The sequence below is a fragment of the Stenotrophomonas sp. SXG-1 genome (genome assembly GCF_014083965.1).
Classification (GTDB): Bacteria; Pseudomonadota; Gammaproteobacteria; order Xanthomonadales; family Xanthomonadaceae; genus Stenotrophomonas; species Stenotrophomonas geniculata.
The window spans coordinates 2,204,235-2,223,695 of record NZ_CP046588.1 but is presented as its reverse complement, the minus strand read 5'-3'; the positions used below and the strand labels follow the sequence as shown (position 1 = coordinate 2,223,695).

19 protein-coding genes are annotated in these 19,461 nt (G+C 66.7%); 8 read left to right on the top strand and 11 right to left on the bottom strand.

The genetic code is table 11. The features are described 5' to 3' along the window. The 7 genes from GOC52_RS10240 to GOC52_RS10210 all read left to right on the top strand — a co-directional run bounded on the left by GOC52_RS10240 (nucleotide 1) and on the right by GOC52_RS10210 (nucleotide 6,718). Entirely contained in the window at nucleotides 1–549 is a 549-nt protein-coding gene (locus GOC52_RS10240; RefSeq protein WP_057502827.1) for a DUF2878 domain-containing protein, read from the top strand. After that, complete coding sequence (locus tag GOC52_RS10235) at nucleotides 546–1,331, top strand: DUF1295 domain-containing protein (RefSeq protein WP_191851334.1); 786 nt, start codon at nucleotides 546–548, stop codon at nucleotides 1,329–1,331. The genes GOC52_RS10240 and GOC52_RS10235 overlap by 4 nt, the downstream gene beginning before the upstream one ends. Continuing rightward, entirely contained in the window at nucleotides 1,328–2,401 is a 1,074-nt protein-coding gene (locus tag GOC52_RS10230) for an SAM-dependent methyltransferase (protein ID WP_010485800.1), read from the top strand. Before GOC52_RS10235 ends, GOC52_RS10230 begins: the two co-directional genes overlap by 4 nt. An 8-nt stretch (nucleotides 2,402–2,409) precedes the next feature. Then, the gene (locus GOC52_RS10225; protein ID WP_019337464.1) at nucleotides 2,410–2,943 is read left to right on the top strand and encodes a lipocalin family protein; all 534 of its coding nucleotides are present in this window, start codon (nucleotides 2,410–2,412) and stop codon (nucleotides 2,941–2,943) included. A gap of 135 nt (nucleotides 2,944–3,078) precedes the next feature. Further along, on the top strand, nucleotides 3,079–3,597 hold the full coding sequence (locus tag GOC52_RS10220) for a GNAT family N-acetyltransferase (RefSeq protein ID WP_010485804.1): 519 nt from the start codon (nucleotides 3,079–3,081) through the stop codon (nucleotides 3,595–3,597). 53 nt (nucleotides 3,598–3,650) lie between these two features. Further along, a complete protein-coding gene (locus GOC52_RS10215; protein WP_238794437.1) occupies nucleotides 3,651–4,397 on the top strand; it encodes a response regulator transcription factor in 747 nt (248 codons plus the stop codon). Next, nucleotides 4,394–6,718 (top strand): ATP-binding protein, encoded by a 2,325-nt coding sequence (locus tag GOC52_RS10210; protein WP_191851332.1) that lies wholly within the window; start codon nucleotides 4,394–4,396, stop codon nucleotides 6,716–6,718. Before GOC52_RS10215 ends, GOC52_RS10210 begins: the two co-directional genes overlap by 4 nt. Here the strand turns inward: GOC52_RS10210 and GOC52_RS10205 are convergent, their stop codons facing one another. The 9 genes from GOC52_RS10205 to GOC52_RS10165 form a co-directional block, all read right to left on the bottom strand. After that, nucleotides 6,719–7,474, bottom strand: coding sequence for a SapC family protein (locus tag GOC52_RS10205; protein WP_010485810.1), 756 nt, complete (start codon nucleotides 7,472–7,474; stop codon nucleotides 6,719–6,721). Nucleotides 7,475–7,584: 110 nt separating this feature from the next. Continuing rightward, nucleotides 7,585–7,857: a hypothetical protein gene (locus GOC52_RS10200; protein ID WP_005409616.1), complete on the bottom strand. Its 273-nt coding sequence runs from the start codon at nucleotides 7,855–7,857 to the stop codon at nucleotides 7,585–7,587. 274 nt (nucleotides 7,858–8,131) lie between these two features. Next, nucleotides 8,132–10,168 carry an elongation factor G gene (fusA, locus tag GOC52_RS10195; RefSeq protein WP_191851330.1) on the bottom strand — a complete coding sequence of 679 codons (2,037 nt, stop codon included), beginning with the start codon at nucleotides 10,166–10,168 and terminating at the stop codon, nucleotides 8,132–8,134. A gap of 416 nt (nucleotides 10,169–10,584) precedes the next feature. Further along, a complete protein-coding gene (locus GOC52_RS10190; protein WP_049481262.1) occupies nucleotides 10,585–11,334 on the bottom strand; it encodes a hypothetical protein in 750 nt (249 codons plus the stop codon). A 63-nt stretch (nucleotides 11,335–11,397) separates the two neighbouring features. Next, nucleotides 11,398–12,159, bottom strand: a complete 762-nt coding sequence (locus tag GOC52_RS10185; protein WP_071306136.1) for a heme ABC transporter ATP-binding protein — start codon at nucleotides 12,157–12,159, stop codon at nucleotides 11,398–11,400. Then, on the bottom strand, nucleotides 12,156–13,199 hold the full coding sequence (locus GOC52_RS10180; protein ID WP_019337457.1) for a FecCD family ABC transporter permease: 1,044 nt from the start codon (nucleotides 13,197–13,199) through the stop codon (nucleotides 12,156–12,158). The genes GOC52_RS10185 and GOC52_RS10180 overlap by 4 nt, the downstream gene beginning before the upstream one ends. After that, entirely contained in the window at nucleotides 13,196–14,242 is a 1,047-nt protein-coding gene (locus GOC52_RS10175; protein WP_191851328.1) for a heme/hemin ABC transporter substrate-binding protein, read from the bottom strand. The genes GOC52_RS10180 and GOC52_RS10175 overlap by 4 nt, the downstream gene beginning before the upstream one ends. A 51-nt stretch (nucleotides 14,243–14,293) precedes the next feature. After that, nucleotides 14,294–15,670: a YncE family protein gene (locus tag GOC52_RS10170; RefSeq protein WP_191851325.1), complete on the bottom strand. Its 1,377-nt coding sequence runs from the start codon at nucleotides 15,668–15,670 to the stop codon at nucleotides 14,294–14,296. A gap of 122 nt (nucleotides 15,671–15,792) precedes the next feature. After that, nucleotides 15,793–16,821 carry an alpha/beta hydrolase gene (locus tag GOC52_RS10165; protein ID WP_191851323.1) on the bottom strand — a complete coding sequence of 343 codons (1,029 nt, stop codon included), beginning with the start codon at nucleotides 16,819–16,821 and terminating at the stop codon, nucleotides 15,793–15,795. Nucleotides 16,822–17,101: 280 nt separating this feature from the next. Here GOC52_RS10165 and GOC52_RS10160 point away from each other — a divergent pair, with 280 nt between their 5' ends. Continuing rightward, a complete protein-coding gene (locus GOC52_RS10160) occupies nucleotides 17,102–17,476 on the top strand; it encodes a hypothetical protein (RefSeq protein ID WP_191851321.1) in 375 nt (124 codons plus the stop codon). A 73-nt stretch (nucleotides 17,477–17,549) separates the two neighbouring features. Here the strand turns inward: GOC52_RS10160 and GOC52_RS10155 are convergent, their stop codons facing one another. After that, nucleotides 17,550–17,939, bottom strand: a complete 390-nt coding sequence (locus GOC52_RS10155; protein ID WP_191851319.1) for a DUF805 domain-containing protein — start codon at nucleotides 17,937–17,939, stop codon at nucleotides 17,550–17,552. 189 nt (nucleotides 17,940–18,128) lie between these two features. Then, nucleotides 18,129–19,406: a replication-associated recombination protein A gene (locus GOC52_RS10150; RefSeq protein WP_238794447.1), complete on the bottom strand. Its 1,278-nt coding sequence runs from the start codon at nucleotides 19,404–19,406 to the stop codon at nucleotides 18,129–18,131. Nucleotides 19,407–19,461: the final 55 nt, after the last annotated feature.

The following is a 19,461-nucleotide window of genomic DNA, read 5'->3' as shown; positions in this document are numbered from 1 at the left end:
ATGCGCCGGTTCTGGCCCAATCTGCTTGGCAACCAGCTGGTATGGCTGTGCGCGGTAGCCGGCGCGGGCCGCGGCTGGCAGTGGCCTGCGTTGCTGGCCGCGTCGCTCTACATCGGCAGCCAGCTGCTGGCGTCGGCGCATCCGCGACTGGACCTGCGGCTGCTGGTGCTTGCGCTGGCCTGCGCCTGGCTGGTCGATGCCACTGCGGCCGCCAGCGGCACCGTGCGCTACGCCGCTGCCCCGCCGGGGTGGGCGCCACCGCTCTGGATCATGGCCTTGTGGGCGGCATTCGCCATGACCCTGACCACCTCGATGCGCTTCCTTCAGCGACACCCTGCCCTGCCGCCTCTGTTCGGCCTGCTGCTGGCGCCACTGGCCTACCTGTCGGCCGCGCGTGGATTCGATGCGGTGCAGTTCAACAGCCCGATGTGGCATGGCGTCCTGGTGCTGGGCGCAGGCTGGGCCATTGCGCTTTCCCTCTTGTGCCGCGCCGCCCGTGGCGGCCCGCGTACTACGCCACAACCACCTCTGGTCGGAGCGTCATCATGATCAACCTGCTCTGGGTGCTGCTGTACGCGGTACTGGTGATGAGCTGGGGCTGGGCCTGGCAGCGCCGCCACCACAACATCGGCGTTGTGGACGTACTTTGGGCCAAGGGCGTGGGCGCCGCCGCGCTGCTGCTGGCGTTGCTGGGCGAGGGTGCGGTGACGCCACGGGTGGCGCTGGCTGTGCTCGGTGGCCTGTGGGGCGGTCGCCTGGCCCTGCATCTGTGGCACCGGGTCCGGCACGAAGAAGAGGACGGGCGCTATCGCTACCTTCGTGAGCACTGGCAAGGACACCAGGGAAAGATCTTCGGGTTCTTCATGGCACAGGCACTGCTGGTGGTGCTGTTTGCCCTGCCCTTCGTCGCGGTCGCCGCCAATCAAACCTCAGGCACGGCACCCTGGGTGATGGCGGCTGCGCTCGTCTGGCTGATGAGCGTGGGCGGAGAATCGCTGGCCGACCAGCAGCTGGCCCGGTTCCGCGCCAACCCGGCGAACAAGGGCCGCACCTGCCGTGATGGACTCTGGCGGTATTCCCGCCACCCCAACTACTTCTTCGAGTGGCTGCACTGGTTCACCTACGTGCTGCTGGCCGTCGGCTCCCCGCTGTGGTGGCTGGCCTGGCTCGGCCCCGTGCTGATGTATGTGTTCCTGCGCTATCTCAGCGGCATCCCGTTCACCGAGAAGCAGGCCCTGCGCAGCCGCGGCGACGACTACCAGGCCTATCAGCGCAGCACGCCGATGTTCTTTCCCTGGTTCCCCCGCCCTTCCAAGGAGCATTCCGCATGAACGCGATCCCGTCACTGAATCCTGCCGAAGACACGGAAACCGGGCTGATCGCCTGGGCCGAACGCGGGCTGGTCCCCGATGCGGCGCTGCGTGCGGGCATCCGCCGCTTGTGCGCGCGACGCCTGCATGAGGAAAGCGAGGGTGGCATCGAAGGCCAGTCGGCGCGCTTCAGCCGGGGCATCGCCGAGCTGGCCGACAGCCCACTCGCCTTACACACCGACGCAGCCAACCGACAGCACTATGAAGTGCCAGCAGCCTTTTTCCAGGCCTGCCTGGGCAAGCGACTGAAGTACAGCAGCTGCTACTACCCCACCGGGCGCGAAACGCTGGACCAGGCGGAGGACGCGATGCTGGAACTGTACGGCCAGCGCGCAGGCCTGGCCGATGGCCAGCAGATTCTCGAACTGGGATGCGGCTGGGGCTCACTGACCCTGTGGATGGCAGAACGCTACCCGCAGGCCAGCATCACCGCCGTTTCGAATTCGCACAGCCAACGCCAGCACATCATGGCGCAGTGTGAAGCCAGGGGGTTGCGCAACGTCGAGGTGATCACCCGCGATGTCAACCAGCTTGAGCTGCCCACGGCACGCTTCGACCGCTGCGTGTCGGTCGAGATGTTCGAACACGTGCGCAACTACGAGCGCCTGCTGGCGCGCATCGCGCAGTGGCTGAAGCCAGACGGTGCGTTGTTCGTGCATATCTTTGCCCATCGCACGCTGATGTACCCGTTCGAAACCGAGGGTGGCGACAACTGGATGGGCCGCCATTTCTTCACCGGCGGGCTGATGCCGGCCGCCGATACCCTTCTGCATTTCCAGCGCGACCTGCGGCTGGATCAGCGCTGGTTGCTGGACGGCACCCACTACCAACGCACCGCCGAGCACTGGCTGGCCAATCAGGATGCGGCACGCGACCGGGTGATGCCGATACTGGCGGCGACCTATGGGCCGGCGGCTGCGCGCATCTGGTGGCAACGCTGGCGGATGTTCTGGATGGCGTGTGCCGAGCTGTTCGGCTACGACGACGGCCAGCAGTGGCTGGTGGCCCACTACCTGTTCCGGCCCCGCTGAGGTGTGACATGCGAAAGTTTCCACTGCTTCCCCTGATCGCGATCGGCTTGTTCGGTTCCGGCTGCAGCTCCAGCGACACGCGCCCACTGCCGCGTCCGTCATCGGTGGATGTGCCGCGTTTCATGGGTGACTGGTACGTGATCGCGCATATCCCATCGCGCCCTGAACGCGAGGCCTTCGACGCCGTGGAGAGCTATGCCCTGCGCTCCGATGGGCGCATCCAGACCACCTTCACCTATCGCAAGGGCAGTTTTGATGCGCCACAGAAGTCGATGCACCCCATCGGCCGTGTCGAGAAGGAAGGCAATGGCGCGATCTGGGGCATGCAGTTCATCTGGCCGATCCAGGCTGAGTACGTGATCGCCTGGCTCGACGAAGGCTACCGCCAGACCATCGTGGCGCGAAGCAAGCGTGATTACGTCTGGTATATGGCCCGCACCCCGCAGGTGTCGGACAGAGACTACCAGCAGGCAGTCGAGCGGATTGCGGCGATGGGTTACGACACCCGCACGCTGAGGCGGGTACCGCAGTCGGTGCGATGACACCGCACCCTCGTCCCCGGTGGATCGTCCTGGAGCAACAATCGATCATCAATCATTGCAACGTGGTGCTTTCACCATGCGCCCTTCAGATACGATGCTGGGCAAGCCAGCAGGGTCTGAACGGATACACGATCGATGGACAGCACTCCGGACAATACCATCACAGCCTCCTGGAATGGCTTCGTCGTCCGGCAGATCCTTCCGTGCGATCTCGACCTCATCTGTGCCCACCGTGAAGCGATGTTCCGTGAAAGCGGCCGGAGCGAAGAGGTCCTGCAGCAGATGGCCGCCCCGTTCCGTAGATGGCTGGAGCCGCGCCTGATGTCGGGCGACTACTTCGGCCATGTCCTTTCCGACAATGGACAACCCATCGCAGGCATCGGCCTGATGCTGATCGACTGGCCGCCCCACCCCGCCCATCCAGAGCAGGACTCGCGCGGCTACGTACTTAATGTCTACGTGGAGCCCGGCTACCGGCGTCGCGGCATCGCCCGCCAGCTGATGAAGCTGGCCGACAACGCGTTCGCCGGGCGAGGGGTGGCCTACGCGGTGCTGCACGCTACCGCCCAAGGGAAGCCTCTGTATGCCGATCTCGGATGGGCTGCGACCAGCGAAATGGCCCGCGACCTGCGCAGCGGGGGCGACGTGCCCTGAAGGGCCTGACTGTGGCCTGACGATCCACTGCATCAATCGGCAACACTGGATTGATGGATCTTGCACATCGACCCTTAGGAATAATCGCAAAAATCCAACAAACTCGATGCTCGACGCGACAGCAGCGCCAGAATGATCGCCACGCCCTTCGGGCGCCGATCACCTCCCAGCGCATGAATGGATACCCTGCACCGCGCCGACTGCGGCTGGCACTCCTCGACGATCACGAAGTCGTCCGCCGCGGCACCGTCCTGCACCTGTCCCGCGACATCCGCTTCGACATCGTCGCCAGCCACACCCGCAGCGATGAGCTCGTTGGCAGCCTGCGCCGGCTGGCAGTGGATGTCGCCATCATCGATCTCACCCTGGCGCCCGGCGACCGCAGCAGTGATGAACTGGTTTCTCTCCTGCGCGAGTGCTTTCCTCATGTTCCCCTGCTCGCCTTCGCCACGCTGACGCCAACCACCCGCATCGATCACCTGCTGACGGCCGGCATCAGCGGCGTGGTCAGCAAGTCCGAGCCCCTGGAGATGCTGTCTGAAGCCATCGTGCGCATATCGCAGGGACTGTGCCGCCTGCCCGCCGATTGCCTGTTCCCGGCCAACCGCGAGGAACTCAGTCGCAACGAACGCGAAGTGCTGGACCTGCTTCTGGCAGGCCTGACCGTCTCCGAGATCGCGCTGCACCGCCACCGCAGCGTCAAGACGGTCAGCACCCAGAAGGTCGCCGCCCTGCGCAAGCTCGGGTTGCGCAATGACGTGGAGATCTATGCACTGCGGCGGCAGCTGGGGGTGCGATGAGGCGCCGCGCTCGTCTCCGTCTGCGCACTTCGTGCACCTTGCTGCTGGCCCTGATCCTGCTGCCCGCAGCCTCCGCCGAGGATGCGCAACTGCAGGAATGGTCCGCCGGCCGCGAAGTGCGGGTTGCCACCGCGCCATCACTGCGCCCGCTACCTGCAGCGCTGGAGGATTCACGCACGCCCCCTACCCTCGCCCATGGTTATGCCGACCTTGTCGCTCAGCATTCCGGCCTGCGCTTCCGCGATCTCACCTACACCAGCACGAGCGCGGCGGTCGCTGCCGTCTGCCGGCACGAGGCTGACCTGGTGCTGGTCATGGGCAATCCTTCGCATCGCCCGCTTCCTTGTCCCGACCTGATGGCATCGGGCGCTTTCCATGGCGGCAGGACGGTGGTGGCCTCGCGTAAAGGCGAGCGTCCACCCCGTGACGTCACCGGGGTGAGGGCGCAGGTGCTGGCCGTCGTTGACGGTGGCCCCTATGCCGACTGGCTGGCGACCCACCATCCTCAGATCCACCTGCTGCACCTTCACGACCGCCATGCGGCGCTGGCCGCCGTGGAGAGCGGTATCGCCGATGCGGCCATCGGCCTGGAAGCAACGCTGCAGTCGATGATCCGGCAGCACTTCGCGGGCAACCTGCAACTGCACCCGTTCGACAGCGATTTTTCCACCGATCTGCACCTGTTTGTCCGCCGCGAGGACCAGCAGCTGCTGGCGCGCATCGATCAGGCGCTGCGCGCCATCACGCTCGAAGAGCACGCAGGGCTGCTGGAGTTGTGGGCACAGCAGATGCTGCCCGCATCCATCGAGAGCCCACTTGACCAGATGCGCCTCCCGCTCCTGCGATGGCTGCTGTGTCTGGCCACGGCACTCATCGGCCTGCCCGTGCTCTGGCAGGCGCTACGTTGGCGAATCGGCCGCACGGAACGCCGCCTGGGGCGCGCGGCGGGGATGATCAGCCATGAGGTGCGCAATTCCGCGCAGACGATTCTGGCTTCGATCGACCTGCTGAGCCAGTCACACCTGCCCAAGGGGCAGCGCGAACTGCTCGCGGCAGCGCTTGCTGCCGGCCAGTCGCTGCGCAGGCTGCTCGATCGCTCACTGGCGTTCTCGCGCCTTGCCAGCGGCAGCTTCAGGCCGCATCCCGTGCCCTGTGACGTCGGTCAACTCTGTGCCCGTGCACTGGAAGCCATCCGGCCGGAGGCACTACGGAGAGGCCTGTCACTCCAGCTTGATCGCACGCCCGATCCAGCGCCGGTGGTCGCGCTGGATGCCGATGGACTGCGCCAGATTGTCGACAACCTGCTGGGCAATGCATTGAAATTCACGGATGTCGGCGGTATCGAAGTGCGCCTGCAACTATCGCCCGCCCTGTCTCCCCGGGAGCTGTTGCTGGATGTGATCGACAGCGGCATCGGCATTGCGCCCGCTCAACTGGCGCTTCTGTTCCGGCCATTCCAGCAGAGCGAGGATGGCCAGAGACGTGGCGGCACCGGGCTGGGCCTGACGATCGCGCGCGAACTGGCCGTTGCCATGGGCGGCAACCTGACCGCACACAGCGTGCATGGGCGCGGCAGCCGCTTCACCTTGCGATTGCCGGTCCGCGCCGTCCACGGCGATCCGCCACCCATCGAGCCGCTGCAGCAGACACCACTGGCCGGCATCGACCTGCTCCTGGTCGAAGATCATGCACTCAGCCGGCACATCGTCGCAGAGCAGCTGCGCCGGCTGGGTGCGGATGTACGCGCGGTTGCCGATGCCGACACCGCATTGGCCGAGCACGCGCTACGACCGCGCGCCACGGTCATGCTGGACATCGGGCTTCGCGACTCGGATGGCTACGCTCTGGCGCAGCAGCTGCGCGCGCAGGCAGAGCCCCCCCTGCGAGTGATTGCCCTGTCCGCCCGCATGGGGCGCCGCCATGCGGCGCGCTGCCGGAGAGCCGGATTCGACGCCATCCTGGTCAAGCCATTGCAGGTTGCGAGCTTGCTGCAGGCGCTGGGCCTTCCGCCCCCGGCGCACCGTGCTGCGCCCGATGACGCCCCTGGCGTCGAGCCGGATTACGCTGCGGACATTGCCTATGAGCTGGCCAGGATCGAAAAGGCCGTGCACGACGTCGATGCTGCGACACTACGCCACCATGCGCACCGCCTGCAGGGCACGCTGCAGATGTGCCGGGCAATGGATCAGGCCGGCATGGCGGCCGCTCTGTGGGAGATGGGGCATGAGGCCGCGCCCGACTGGGTCCAGGCGCGGCGGCTGCTGCAGGGATTGCAACAGTGGCACGGCTCCCGCAGGGCGGAAGCCGCACCATCGGCCTGATCAGGCCGCCAGGCGCTCGACCTGGCGACGGGTCAGGTCATTGAAGCGCCCCAGCGACATCAGGTGCTGATGGATCAGCGCCAACCAGCCGCTGCGGTGCCACTCGACCACGGTCGCTTCCGGCAGCGCCACGAACTTCTCCACGTCCACCACCAGGAAGCCGTTGAGATTGAACTCGCGGCCATCCGGGGTACGCACGGTGGCATTGCGCTCGACCAGCAGACCGTTGTCGATCAGGGCCTTGGAGAAGGCCTGGGTCTGTTCATGCTCGCGGGTGTACTGGCCGCAGAACTCCAGCGCCTGCTGCACCATGTCGGTGGCCTTGCCGTCCACGAACAGCGGCTGGCCTTCGTCACCGCCCTTGACCACGCGCGAGCTCTCTTCGTCGATGCCCAGCAGGAAGTCGTTGTCCGCACCGGTGTCGATGAAGATGAAGGGGTGGCGACGCAGATAGGCCGGAATATAGGCCTCGTCTTCCCACAGGCCGTCCTTGATGAACAGGTTCTGGTCGGAAACACCAACGGCGGCCATCGGCACGGCGGTCGGGCCAGCGAACAGGATCGGGAAGTGGTGCAGGGCCAGCGAGAACTCGCCCAGCACCAGCGGAATGGCGTTGTTGCCGGCGGCAAACTCGAGCTTGCCCGGCAGGATGCGCAGATCGGCATGCACATCGGCCTGCAGCGGCACCGGACGGGTGTAGAACAGGGGGGCGCTGCTCGGCGCCGCTTCGGTGGTGGTGTCGCTGGTGGTCGTCATCTTGGGAACCGTTCGATCATGCGCGCCTGCCATCCCGGGCGCGCCAGCGGGAACAACCTGAATCCCGCATTATCAACAAGCTCGATGACAACGGCCACCCCACCGACGGCCTATTTCAGTTGCAGGGGGTAGCGCTGCCAGAGCACGTGGACCAGGAAACCGGCCAGCTCGGTGTCGCGCGCGCTGACTGCGGCGCGGATCTTGTCCAGCAGCACCATGTCCGAGCAGGAGCGCACATCGGCGTGGTTGGCCTGCCCTGCCCGGCGCGCGCGGTAGCGCGCGGCCCGCTGCGCATCACTCATGGCGTACCCGAACTTGGGCGGACGACCGCGCTTTCGCGGCAGGGTCAGCTCCAGGGTTCCGGGGTCTTTGTCATCACGCATGAGAGGGGTGCGGGCGGCGGCGAGCAACGGGGGGTGCGCAATTTATCGTGAGGCATCACTTTAATCCAGCCTTTTCTGCAGTTTTGTTGCAACGCAATGCAAAAAATCGCATGCCGAGGGCTCCATCCACGCATGGCGTGGATCTACTGCGGAATCGCCGCGCCTTGTGTGGATACGGAAACCCGCCAACTCCCAGTAGATCCGCGCCATGCGTGGATGCGCGTTCCCGACCACAAAAAAAAGGGAGCCCGCGAACGGGCTCCCCTCACCTTCCTCATGCAGCGCGTACCGGCTCATAGCCGTGCAGGTGCGCCTCGCTGCTCGCCCGCCCCTGGCTGAGCGAACGCAGCGACGTGGTGTAACCCACCAGCTGCGCCAGCGGCGCAAAGCCACTGACCTCGGCGCGACCGTCCTGGTCGTCGATGCGGGCAATGCGACCATGGCGACGGTTGAGGTCGCCCACCACATCACCCACCGACGCTGATGGCGAATGCACCGTCACCGCCATCACCGGTTCCAGCAGCTGCGTGCCACCCTCGGCCAGCGCCGCCTTGATCGCCTCGGCACCCGCACGGTGGAACGCCATCTCCGACGAGTCCTTGGCATGGGTCTGGCCATCAACAAGACTGACCTCGATACCGACCACCGGATGACCCTGCGGCCCTTCCGACAGTGCGGCACGCACGCCCTTTTCCACCGCCGTGATGAAGCTGCGCGGCACCACGCCACCGACGATGCGATCGTTGAACACGATCTGATCGTCCTCACGCGGCGCCACGTCCAGCACCACGTGCGCGAACTGGCCCTGGCCGCCGGTCTGCTTGACCAGCCGCCCGACGACGCCCGTCATCGCACGCATCGGCGTCTCCTGGTAGGCAACGCGTGGCGAGCCCACGCCCACGTCCACCTTCCATTCGCTGCGCAGGCGCTCGACCATCACCTCCAGGTGCAGCTCGCCCATGCCCCAGACCAGGGTTTCCGCCGTATCGCGATCGGTTTCGACGCGGAACGACGGATCTTCCTGGGCCAGGCTGGCCAGGCCCTGCGCCATCCGGATCAGGTCGGCCGCACGCGCCGGCTCCAGCCGCCACGCCAGCACCGGCGCCTGTGCCTGGATGTTCTCCAGGCGCAACGGCTGCGCACGGCCGCTCAGCGTTTCACCGCTGACCGCATCCTTCCAGCCCAGCACCGCGACGATGTCACCGGCCACGGCCTGTTCGATGTCGTGGGTCTGGTCGGCCTGCACCCGCACCAGCCGGCTGACCCGCCGTCCCTGCGGATGCTGCGAACTGGCCACCGCGTCGCCCACCTTCAAGGTGCCCGAGTACAGCCGCACGAAGCTCAGCGCGCCGTGCTGCTGGTGGGTGATCTTGAACAGCAGGCCCGCCAGCGGACCGTCCGGATCCGGCGGCAGCACCACCTCGCCACCTTCGCTCTCGGCGCTCACCGCAGGGCGATCCAGCGGCGACGGCAGGTAATCGACCACGGCGTCCAGCAGCGTTTCGATGCCCTTGTCCTTGAACGCAGCACCGGCCAGCACAGGCACGCCCGCACCTGCCAGCGTCGCCCGACGGATCGCCGCACGCAGCGTCCCGGCATCGATCAAGCCGCCTTCCAGCCAGGCATCGGCCAGTTGCTCGTCGTGATCAGCCACGGCTTCGACCAGCGCATCGCGCTGTGCCTGCCACTGGTCGCGCACCGCGTCGTCCCACGGGGTCATCGTGGTTGCGGCGCCATCCTGCCACTGCAGCACGCGCTCATCGACCAGATCGACCCAGCCGTTGAAGCCGCTTTCGCTGCCCAACGGCACGCCCAGTGCCCACGGCCGCGCCCGCAGCTTGTCCTGCAGTTGCTCCAGCACGCGCTCGAACGAAGCGCCAACGCGGTCCATCTTGTTGACGAAAGCGATCAGCGGCACGCGATGGCGGCGCGCCTGGCGCCACACCGTCTCGGACTGCGGCTGCACGCCGTCCACGGCCGAGAACACGGCCACGGCACCGTCGAGCACGCGCAGTGAACGTTCGACTTCGATCGCGAAGTCGATGTGGCCGGGGGTGTCGATCAGGGTGAGCCGATGCGGCGGCAGGTCACGCGGCGCCCACTGCGCCTGCACGGCGGCAGCGCCGATGGTGATGCCACGCTCGCGCTCGATCGCCGAAAAGTCGGTGGTCGCATTGCCGTCGTGCACTTCGCCGACGCGGTGGATTTCGCCGCTTTTCCACAGCAGGCGTTCGGTCAGCGTGGTTTTGCCGGCATCGATGTGGGCAATGATGCCGAGGTTGCGACGGCGGGAAAGGACTTGGGTGTTCATGAGAAAGGTTCCTGCAAAGCCAACTTCGAGGGCCGCGCACCCCGGTTGGCGACAGGGTGCGCGGCTAGCGTTCGGTCTCGGCGATCTGGTGCATGGCACGTTCTCCTTGAGGTACATCGGGTTACGGGGAATGGAACTGCGGAAACGAAAAGAGCGCCCCGAAGGGCGCTCTGTCGAAGGTCCAGCGATGGCCGCTTCAACGGCCTCGTGGGGCTCCAGGCAGACACGCCCGTTCCGCGCTTGCGCGGGTCAGGGTGAAAAACTTCAGGAGCGGCATCCGGTTCATGGGGCGCATTCTAGACCTGCCAATCTGGCGCGCAAGTGAATATTGAGCACATAAATGGAACGATGAGGCCGGCAACGATAGGGGTCAGATCCCTTTGCCCCTGGCAAAGGGATCTGACCCATGGCGGCCCTTACTTGCAGCCGTGCAGCTTGCGCGCCTCGGCCACCGTCGCAGCCCGGTCATCGCCCATCGAGATCCAGCCCTGCAGCGACATCGCCGGATCCACATGCGGCTGGCGCGCGCCACCGCGCACCACCACTTCGGTCCAGCTGCCCACCGGCGCCAGTTCGGACAAGCGTGCCGCCTGGTCGTCCTCGGTGCTGAACATATCGTCCGGGCCCGCCGGAGGCGTGGTATTCACGGTTTCCGTCTTGCGGGTCCGGACCCGAAGTGCACCGTCCGGCAACCGCTGGGTGATCACCTCGTATCGCTCAACACCATAGGCCCAGCTGTTTTCGCCAACGCTGCGGGTCTCGCTACCGTCATCGGCCACGGCTACCAGTTCGCCTGCCGGCCCGACAACGCCCGCGACAGCCCCCAGGCCGGACATCAGCGCCTGATAGACGATCATCTGCCGCTGCTCGGCGGTCAACGCTCCGGCCTTGAGCTTGGCGGCAGGAATCTTCAGGTACGCCGCCTCCCTGCACAGTACCAGCACCTGCTGGTCGTCCCAGCTCACGGACATTTCCTCGTTGGCGAAGTACTGCGTCTTCATCGACGTCACAGCGGCACCGTCGCCACTGGAATGCCGGGTCTCGATCAGCGAGGCGTGCTCGGCCGCATTGGCCAGCGAAACCTGGGAGGTCGACGCTGCATTGGCAGCGCACACCGAAGCAACCATCGCGGCAAGCAGCACGCCGCGCGTAACGGTACGGATCATGGCATCAGTCCATTGAAGAAAACGAAGCAACCATGATACCCGGAGCAACCTGACGGCCTTCGCTCAGGTCACCACCACCAGCGGCACCCCACGTCGTGGATGCTCCAGCACCACCACATCCTGCTGGTACACGCGCTGAAGATTGTCTTCGGTCAGCACCTGCAATGGCGTGCCATCGGCCGCCACCCTGCCCTGTTCCAGCAGCACGATGCGATCGGCATAGCCCGCGGCCAGATTGAGGTCGTGCAGCACCACGATCACGCACGCACCGGCTTCGGCACAGGCACGCACACTGCGCAGCGTGCGCTCCTGGTGGCGCAGATCCAGCGCGGCCGTCGGCTCATCAAGCAACAACAGCGGCGTGTCCTGCGCCAGCACGCGCGCGAACGTGGTGCGAGCCGATTCGCCACCGGACAGCTGCTGCACCTCGCGCAGGCGCAGCGCCTGCAGTTCCGCGGCATCGATTGCCGCTTCCACCTGGGCGTCATCCACCACTGGATCCGGCGGATGCGGCAACCGCCCCATCGCCACCACTTCTTCCACGCTGAAGGCAAAGCGCACGCCGTGCTCCTGTGGCATCACCGCGCGCTCGCGCGCCAGTGGTCCGGCCTTGTAGCTGGCCAGCGGCTTGCCCAGCAGGCTCACCTCGCCCACATCAGCGCGCAGGTCACCGGCAGCCACCGCCAACAGCGTGGATTTGCCCGCGCCATTCGGTCCAACCAGGGCGGTCACCGTACCCGGCTCGAACGCCAGCGAGATGCCATGCAGGATCTCGCGCTGCTGGCGGCGCACCACCACCTCGTGCAGTTTCAGTAGCACGCTCATGGGGCCGCCTTGCGGCGCTGCTGCAGCACCAGCCAGAGGAAGAACGGTGCGCCCAGCGCGGCCGAGAACAAGCCCAGCGGAATCTCCGCGGGCGGATCGAGCGTGCGTGCGGCGGTGTCGGCCACCACGATCAGCAACGCGCCGAGCAGGCCGGACAACGGCAGCAGCCAGCGATGGCCTGGGCCAACCAGCAGGCGCGCAACGTGCGGCACCACCAGGCCCACGAAACTGATCGAACCAGCGAATGCCACCGCCGCACCCACCAGCAGCGCACTGAACGCCACCAGGCGACGCCGCGTGCGGGTGACATCCAGCCCGAGATGCTGTGCCTGGCGCTCGCCCAGCGCCAGCATGTCCAGCGGCGTGGCCAGTCGCTGCAACGCGAACACGCCAATCGCAAACAACGGTACCACCGCAGCCACGTCGGCCCAGTTGGCGCGCGCGAGCGAGCCCATCTGCCAGAACACCAGCGACTGCAGTTCGCTTTCGCTGGCGATGTAAGTGAGGAAACCAATCAGCGCCGAGCAGAACGCGGCCATCGCGATACCGACCAGCAGCAGCGTGGCGTTACCCGTGCCCTTGCCAGGCCGGGCCAACGCATACGTCAGGCCGATCGCCAGCGCACCGCCGACGAACGCGGCCACCGGCACCAGCCAGCCCGCCGCACCGGCGGCGCCCAGCACGATGGCGGCCACCGCACCCAGTGCAGCACCCTGGCTGACACCGACGATGCCGGGGTCGGCCAGCGGGTTACCGAACAGGCCCTGCAGGCTGGCACCGGCCATCGCCAACGACGCGCCGACCATCGCGCCCAGCAGGGCACGCGGAATGCGCAGTTGCCAGACCACGGCCAGATCGCGGCTGCTGACTGCCTGCGGATCCAGCAGGCCCAGCTTCACCGCCAGCGCCTGCATCACCTCCAGCGGCGGCAGCCGCAGCGGGCCCACGGCGAACGACGCCAGCACTGCCCCCAGCAGTGCCAGCAACGCCACCAGCAACATCGTCCGCCCGCGACGGCGGCGCCGATCCGCCGGACTCATGCCTTCGGCAACGCCGCCAGGGCCTTGGCCAGCGCCAGCGCGCCAGCACCGGAACCGACACTGGTGTACTTCAGCTGCACATCAGGCATCACCCAGACCCGATTGGCCTGCCCGGCCGGGGTCTGCCTCAGCGTCGGGTACGCCTTCCACAGGCCTTCGGCACCACCGAACAACTGCAGGTCATGCTCGGTCACCAGGATCACCTCCGGTGCCGCGGCAACCACGCCTTCATTGCTCAGCTGCGAGTAGTTCTTCACCCCGGCCTCGGTGCCGATGTTGACGCCGCCAGCCAGTGCGATCAGCTGCGCCGATGCGCTGTCGGCACCGGCAACAGTTGGCGAGCCACCGGCACCGGTGGCCGATACGTGGATCACTCGTGGCGCATGGCCCAGGCCCTTGCCAATCGCTGCAGCCTCGTCGAGCTGGCGCTGCACCTGCGTGGCAAGTGTCTGCCCTGCCTCGGCCAGCCCTAGTGCGGCGGCGACCTTGCGCACTTTGTCCGGGGCCGGCTGCAGGTCATCGATGACCACGGCCGGCTCGCCCACTTCGCGCAGCTTCCTGGCCAGCTCGGTGTGGCGGCGCAGGCTGTTGCCGAGGAACAGCGAGCCCTGCAGGCTCAGCACTCCCTCCACGCCGGTAGTGCGGTTGAACAGGAACTGATGCGGGGCGGCCAGGCCGGCCTGGGTGGTGGTGTTGGTCGGTGCCGCGAACACCTGCGTGCCCAGGCCCAGTGCCTCGATCACCGCGATGACGTCGTCGCCACCGGCAATGACGCGGCTGGTATCGGCCACCTCGATATCGGCGCCGTCATCGGAATGCACCTTGGCCGGCAGCACCGCCTTCTGGTCATGCACCGTCGGCATCTCGGCGCCGGCCACGCGCTGCCAGCCTGCCGGCAACGCGGTTGCCGCAGCGGCCGTTGCAGTGGGCGGCTCGGCGGCCTTCTGGCCATCAGGCGGCGCCGACGCACCGCCACAGGCGGCCAGCGCCAGCGAAACAGCCAACGGAAGCGCACACAGGCGCAGACGGGACGCGATGTTCATGCTCGTTCTCCTTGCTGGCAGGGCGACGCACACGCCGCCCCACCGTGTGACTTACTGCTTCGGGGTGATGCGGGTGATGCGGTCACCCTTCGGGTCTTCGGCGCCGCGCGACTTGTTCACCGCGAAAACGTTGCCCTTGCCATCGGCGCGCACATGGTTCGGCAGCGTGCCACCATCGAGGTTGGCGACCACCTTGCCGTCACCATTCACCACGGTGACCGTGCCAGCGCCACGGTTGCTGACGTAGGCCAGGCCGGAGGCATCATCGAAGGCGACGTTCAGCGCACCGGCGCCGACCGGCACGTCATGCAGCACCTTGCCGGCAGCCACGTCGACGATCAGCAGGTTGTCGGTGCCCTGCGAGGCCACGTACAGACGGTTGCGTGCCGCATCGAAGGCCACGCCGGAGGCGCTGATCGAATTGCCCAGGTCGATGACCTTGTCGACCTTGCCGCTGGCCACATCGATCACCGCCGCCTCCGGGGTGCCGATGCTGACGGTGAACAGCTTGCCGCCCTTCTCGTCCAGCACCAGGCTCATCGGGGTGAACTTGCCGTCGTCCACGCCGGATTCCAGCGTCACCTGCGGCAGTTCCTTGAGGGTCTTCGCATCGAACACCGACAGGTGGTCCTCACCGGTGGCCGAAGCGAACACCTTGCCGCGGGTGCCGTCGACCACCACGTCGCGCGCATGCGGCACGGCATCGACCGGGAACTGGTGGACCAGCGACAGGTCCTTCTGGCGATAGACGGCGATCGAGTTCTGGCGGGTATTGGTCACCCACACATTGCCGTTGGTGTCATCCACACCCACGCCGTAGACCGCATACACCGCACCATTGGTGCTGCCCGGCACCTGCGCCGGGGTGATCGCCTTGGTCACCTTCAGCGACTTCGGGTCCAGCTTCAGCAGCTGCGACTGGGTCACCGGCGGGCGACCCACCGCCGAGGTCACGAACACCGCGTTGCTGGCGGCGCTGTAGGCGGACTGGTACAGGCCCGGCACCAGCTTGTTGGACTGGGTGGCGAACTGCGCCTGGCCGGACAGCGGCAGCTGCGGCGAGACGCGCAGCTTCAGCACGGTGGCTGCAGCCGGCTGGCTGGCGCGCACCACTACCGGGTGAGTGCCCGGCACCGCATCGGCCGGAATGCTCAGCTGGGTCTTGAAGTTGCCATCGGCGTCGACCACCACCGGCTGCGTGTTGAGCACGCTGTCGCCACGCAGCAGGCTGACTTTCTGGCCCGGCACGAAGCCGCGACCGACCACGTCGGCGGTGCTGCCGGGAACCACGTTCTCACCGCGCGAGACGACCTCACCCTTGAAGGTGGCGTTGGCCGGCTGATCGAACACCGGCTGCGCGGTGGCGGTCACCGCGAGCAAAAGGCCGGCGGCGAGAGAGGTGAGACGGAAAGACGGACGGAACGACATGGAAGGCTCCTTGCACACGTAGGCCGCGCCACGTGGCGCGGGATTCATCGGTTGCCTGGGCCGCTGCACGTCGGCAGCCTCGCCTGGGTAGTGGGGTCGCACGGCATCGCGTGCGAAGGGATTCACTCGGCGGCGTTGTCACCACCCGTGGGGACACCGTCACCGGCGCTGCGGTCGGTCACGCCGTACAACTCATGCAGCGCGGCATGGAACGACGCGGGCAGCATCGGGCCATGGCCGAGGCCGTCGAACTCCCGGTACTGCACGCTCAGGCCCGGCACCTTGGCCAACCGTTCGGACAACTGCATCGCCGCATCCGGGGTGGCGCCACCGATGCGGCGCAGGTGCGCGACCACGCGCGGATTGTTCATGTCGCGCTTGCCACGATCACCGACTCGCTCGGCGCCGCCCAGCATCAGCCAGAGCTTTGCCGGCTGGCCATGCACGTTCTGCACGAACTGCTGTTCCGGATCACCCAGCGCCGCGCCCTGGCTCCACCACAGCGACGGGCTGGCCGCCAGGTAGGACTGGAAGGCGGCGGGACGGGTGTACAGCGCATTGAGCACGAACAGGCCGCCCAGCGAGTGACCCCACAGCGCTTGCTGCTGCGTATCAATGCGTGCGCGACGCTCGACTTCCGGCTTGATGCGGCGCTCGATCACATCCAGGAAGGCCGTGGCACCACCACCGACCGCCTGGGTTGTACCGCTCTCGTCGTCGGCACGGTCGATCCACGCGGTGTAGTCGCGGGTGCGCGCCTTGGAATCGATCCGAAGGTCGTTGTCGTAGCCGATCAGCACCAGCACCGGCGGCGCCTTGCGCGCGGCCAGCTCGGCCAGCAACGGCTGATCCAGGACCATGGCCACGGCGTTGCCGTCCAGTGCGTACAACACCGGGGAGGGTGTCTTGCCGGCCTTGGCCGGGATTGCCAGGTTCACCCGCCAACGGCGCTGCCGGTCCGGGCTGTCCACCACGAAATGCTCGAAGCGGTAGCTGGCCGCCGGCTCGTCGAGCACGGTGTGGCCGATCTTCTGCAGCGGATTGCGCTGCTGTGCATAGGCATACGGGGTAGCCAGGAGCAGACCCATCATCAAGGCGGCCAAGCCGCGGGCCAGCAGACCACGGCGCGAAGGCGGGACGAAATGCTTCATCAGCGGCGGCAGAAGCGGCCCAGGGCCGCCGGTTCACAAGGGACCGCAGTCTACCTTAAACGCGAATGATTATCACATCGATCGAACGTCACACTGTGTATCACGCGCGCGCATGCCCGGGTTGCACGAGGGGCAGCAGTTCCCCTATTTTGCCGCCCACCGGGGCATTGGATCGCCCCGCTTCCAGCGCAGCCATGGATGGCGGGCACTTGCCGCCATCCGGGTCGCGTTCATCTGCACACAACCGCCATGGGATTGGATCCCATGATTGTGAGAACCCTTGAAGCACACCGCACTGATCGCCCTGTCCCTCGGCCTGCTCGCCCCGCTGGCCGCCCACGCCGCGCAGGATCTGCCGTCGCTCTACCAGGCCTTTGAAGAGGCCGGCAATTCGACGTTGAGCATGGACCAACTCAACCAGGCGGTGACGTTCACCGCCGTGGCGCTGGGCGTTTCCAGCAACCTGGCGGGCGAACCGCTGATCGAGGCCGGCGACGACCAGGGCAATGTCCTGGCCCGGCTGACCACCGACGACGAGCAGCAGGCGGCCAAGCTGGGCGCCCTGGAAGAAGGCGCAACGTTCACCGCCAGCTGCACGCTGCAGTTCAGCTCCGGCACGGACTACCTGTCCTTCGGCGATTGCCGCATCAAGTAAAGACGAAGCCGGCGAAACGCCGGCTTCTCTTCTTTACCCCTGTAGAGTCGAGCCATGCTCGACGCCAACAGCGTCACGGGCCCGAAGGCACCGGACCATACACATTCTCCTGCGGCGTGCCCGGCAGCAGCGAGAAGATCATGATCACGATCCCGCCGCCCGGCACCAGCGCCAGCAGGAACAGCCAGCCCGACTGGTTGCAGTCATGCAGGCGGCGCACCGTCACGGCAACCAGCGGAATGATCGTCGCCAGCCACATCACACCCAGCAGCAGCACCATGCCGATCAGGATGCCGGCCAGCGCATCGGGACTGTTGCGCAGGAGGATCGCCAGCACACCGGCCAGCAGCATCACTGCCGTTGCGACCAGGAACAGGAACAACTGGTACATCCAGTACTCGCGGCGATTGGCGCGGCCCTCGAACTGGGCGTAGCGCTTCAACGGCAGAATCATTTCCTGCACGGCATCGATCCTTGAAAAAGTAGCCGCGCAGTGTGCCAAATGCACGCGCGCAGGACAATGTGGCGACGAACCATGCTCGACTGCCATTACTCCTGTAGTGCCGAGCCATGCTCGGCTGCTGTTCCAAGAGGTACCTGTAAGCCCATGCAAGAGCGAAGTCGAGCATGGCTCGACTCTACAGAAGCCGGGTCAGCGGCCCTTCGCGGCCCGCGCCGCTTCGCGCTCGGCGCGCAGCCGATCCAACTTTTCCTTCAGCTTGATCTCCAGGCCACGCGGTACCGGGTTGTAGTACACGCGCTCGCCCATCGCATCCGGGAAACCGGTCTGGTCCAGCGCGATGCCGCCTTCGGCGTCGTGGTCGTACTGGTACTCGGCGCCGTAGCCGAGCTCCTTCATCAGCTTGGTCGGCGCATTGCGCAGGTGCAGCGGCACTTCTTCGGTGCCGCTTTCGCGCACGTCGGCCTTGGCCTGGTTGAACGCGGCGTAGCCCGCATTCGACTTGGCGGTGCTGGCCAGGTACAGCACCAGCTGGGCGAAGGCGAGCTCGCCTTCCGGGCTGCCCAAGCGTTCGTAGATGTCCCAGGCCTCCAGCGCCATGCTCTGTGCGCGCGGATCGGCCAGGCCGATGTCCTCGATGGCCATGCGGGTCAGCCGACGCGCCAGGTAGGACGGATCGCAACCGCCATCGAGCATGCGGGTCAGCCAGTACAGCGCGGCATCAGGATTGGAGCTGCGTACCGACTTGTGCAGCGCCGAGATCTGGTCATAGAACTGCTCCCCGCCCTTGTCGAAACGGCGGGTGCGGTCGGCCAGCACCTGGGTCAGGGTCTGCGGCGTGATGCGGCCACCCTCCCCGCCTGCCAGCTCGGCGGCAATTTCCAGCAACGTCAGCGCACGGCGTACATCACCATCGGCAGCGGTAGCGATTTCCAGCAGCAGTTCCGGCGCGACCTCGACGCCCTCTTCGCCCAGGCCCCGCTCGCGGTCACCCAGTGCACGTTCCAGCGCCTCGACGATATCGGTTGGCGAAACCGCTTCCAGCACATGCACGCGGCAACGCGACAGCAGCGCTGAGTTCAACTCGAACGACGGATTCTCGGTGGTGGCACCGACGAACAGGATCGTGCCGCGTTCAATGTGCGGCAGGAACGCATCCTGCTGTGCCTTGTTGAAGCGATGCACCTCGTCCACGAACAGCACGGTGCGACGGCCTTCGGCGAAGCGCTGCGCGGCCTCGGCCAGCACCTGGCGCACTTCCGGCAGACCGGACAGCACCGCAGAGATGGCACGGAATTCAGCGTCGGAGTACTCGGCCAGCAGCAGCGCCAGCGTGGTCTTGCCGCAGCCCGGCGGCCCCCACAGGATCATCGAATGCACGCGCCCGGATTCGACGGCGCGACGCAGCGCACTGTCCGGCGCCAGCAGGCGTTTCTGCCCGACCATTTCGTCCAGGGTGCGCGGGCGCATGCGCTCGGCCAGCGGGCGCAGGTGATCCCGATCAACGCTCAGCAGATCGGGGCCG

Excerpts from the sequence above, each read along its gene's own strand:
- GOC52_RS10200 (WP_005409616.1), bottom strand. The coding sequence starts at position 7,857 with ATGCGTGATGACAAAGACCCCGGAACCCTGGAGCTGACCCTGCCGCGA.
- GOC52_RS10175 (WP_191851328.1), bottom strand. The coding sequence starts at position 14,242 with ATGAACATCGCGTCCCGTCTGCGCCTGTGTGCGCTTCCGTTGGCTGTT.
- GOC52_RS10235 (WP_191851334.1), top strand. The coding sequence starts at position 546 with ATGATCAACCTGCTCTGGGTGCTGCTGTACGCGGTACTGGTGATGAGC.
- GOC52_RS10165 (WP_191851323.1), bottom strand. The coding sequence starts at position 16,821 with ATGAAGCATTTCGTCCCGCCTTCGCGCCGTGGTCTGCTGGCCCGCGGC.
- GOC52_RS10240 (WP_057502827.1), top strand. The coding sequence starts at position 1 with ATGCGCCGGTTCTGGCCCAATCTGCTTGGCAACCAGCTGGTATGGCTG.
- GOC52_RS10180 (WP_019337457.1), bottom strand. The coding sequence starts at position 13,199 with ATGAGTCCGGCGGATCGGCGCCGCCGTCGCGGGCGGACGATGTTGCTG.
- GOC52_RS10185 (WP_071306136.1), bottom strand. The coding sequence starts at position 12,159 with ATGAGCGTGCTACTGAAACTGCACGAGGTGGTGGTGCGCCGCCAGCAG.
- GOC52_RS10205 (WP_010485810.1), bottom strand. The coding sequence starts at position 7,474 with ATGACGACCACCAGCGACACCACCACCGAAGCGGCGCCGAGCAGCGCC.
- GOC52_RS10190 (WP_049481262.1), bottom strand. The coding sequence starts at position 11,334 with ATGATCCGTACCGTTACGCGCGGCGTGCTGCTTGCCGCGATGGTTGCT.
- GOC52_RS10225 (WP_019337464.1), top strand. The coding sequence starts at position 2,410 with ATGCGAAAGTTTCCACTGCTTCCCCTGATCGCGATCGGCTTGTTCGGT.
- GOC52_RS10210 (WP_191851332.1), top strand. The coding sequence starts at position 4,394 with ATGAGGCGCCGCGCTCGTCTCCGTCTGCGCACTTCGTGCACCTTGCTG.
- GOC52_RS10170 (WP_191851325.1), bottom strand. The coding sequence starts at position 15,670 with ATGTCGTTCCGTCCGTCTTTCCGTCTCACCTCTCTCGCCGCCGGCCTT.
- GOC52_RS10215 (WP_238794437.1), top strand. The coding sequence starts at position 3,651 with ATGGATCTTGCACATCGACCCTTAGGAATAATCGCAAAAATCCAACAA.
- GOC52_RS10230 (WP_010485800.1), top strand. The coding sequence starts at position 1,328 with ATGAACGCGATCCCGTCACTGAATCCTGCCGAAGACACGGAAACCGGG.
- GOC52_RS10220 (WP_010485804.1), top strand. The coding sequence starts at position 3,079 with ATGGACAGCACTCCGGACAATACCATCACAGCCTCCTGGAATGGCTTC.
- fusA (WP_191851330.1), bottom strand. The coding sequence starts at position 10,168 with ATGAACACCCAAGTCCTTTCCCGCCGTCGCAACCTCGGCATCATTGCC.
- GOC52_RS10150 (WP_238794447.1), bottom strand. The coding sequence starts at position 19,406 with ATGCGCCCGCGCACCCTGGACGAAATGGTCGGGCAGAAACGCCTGCTG.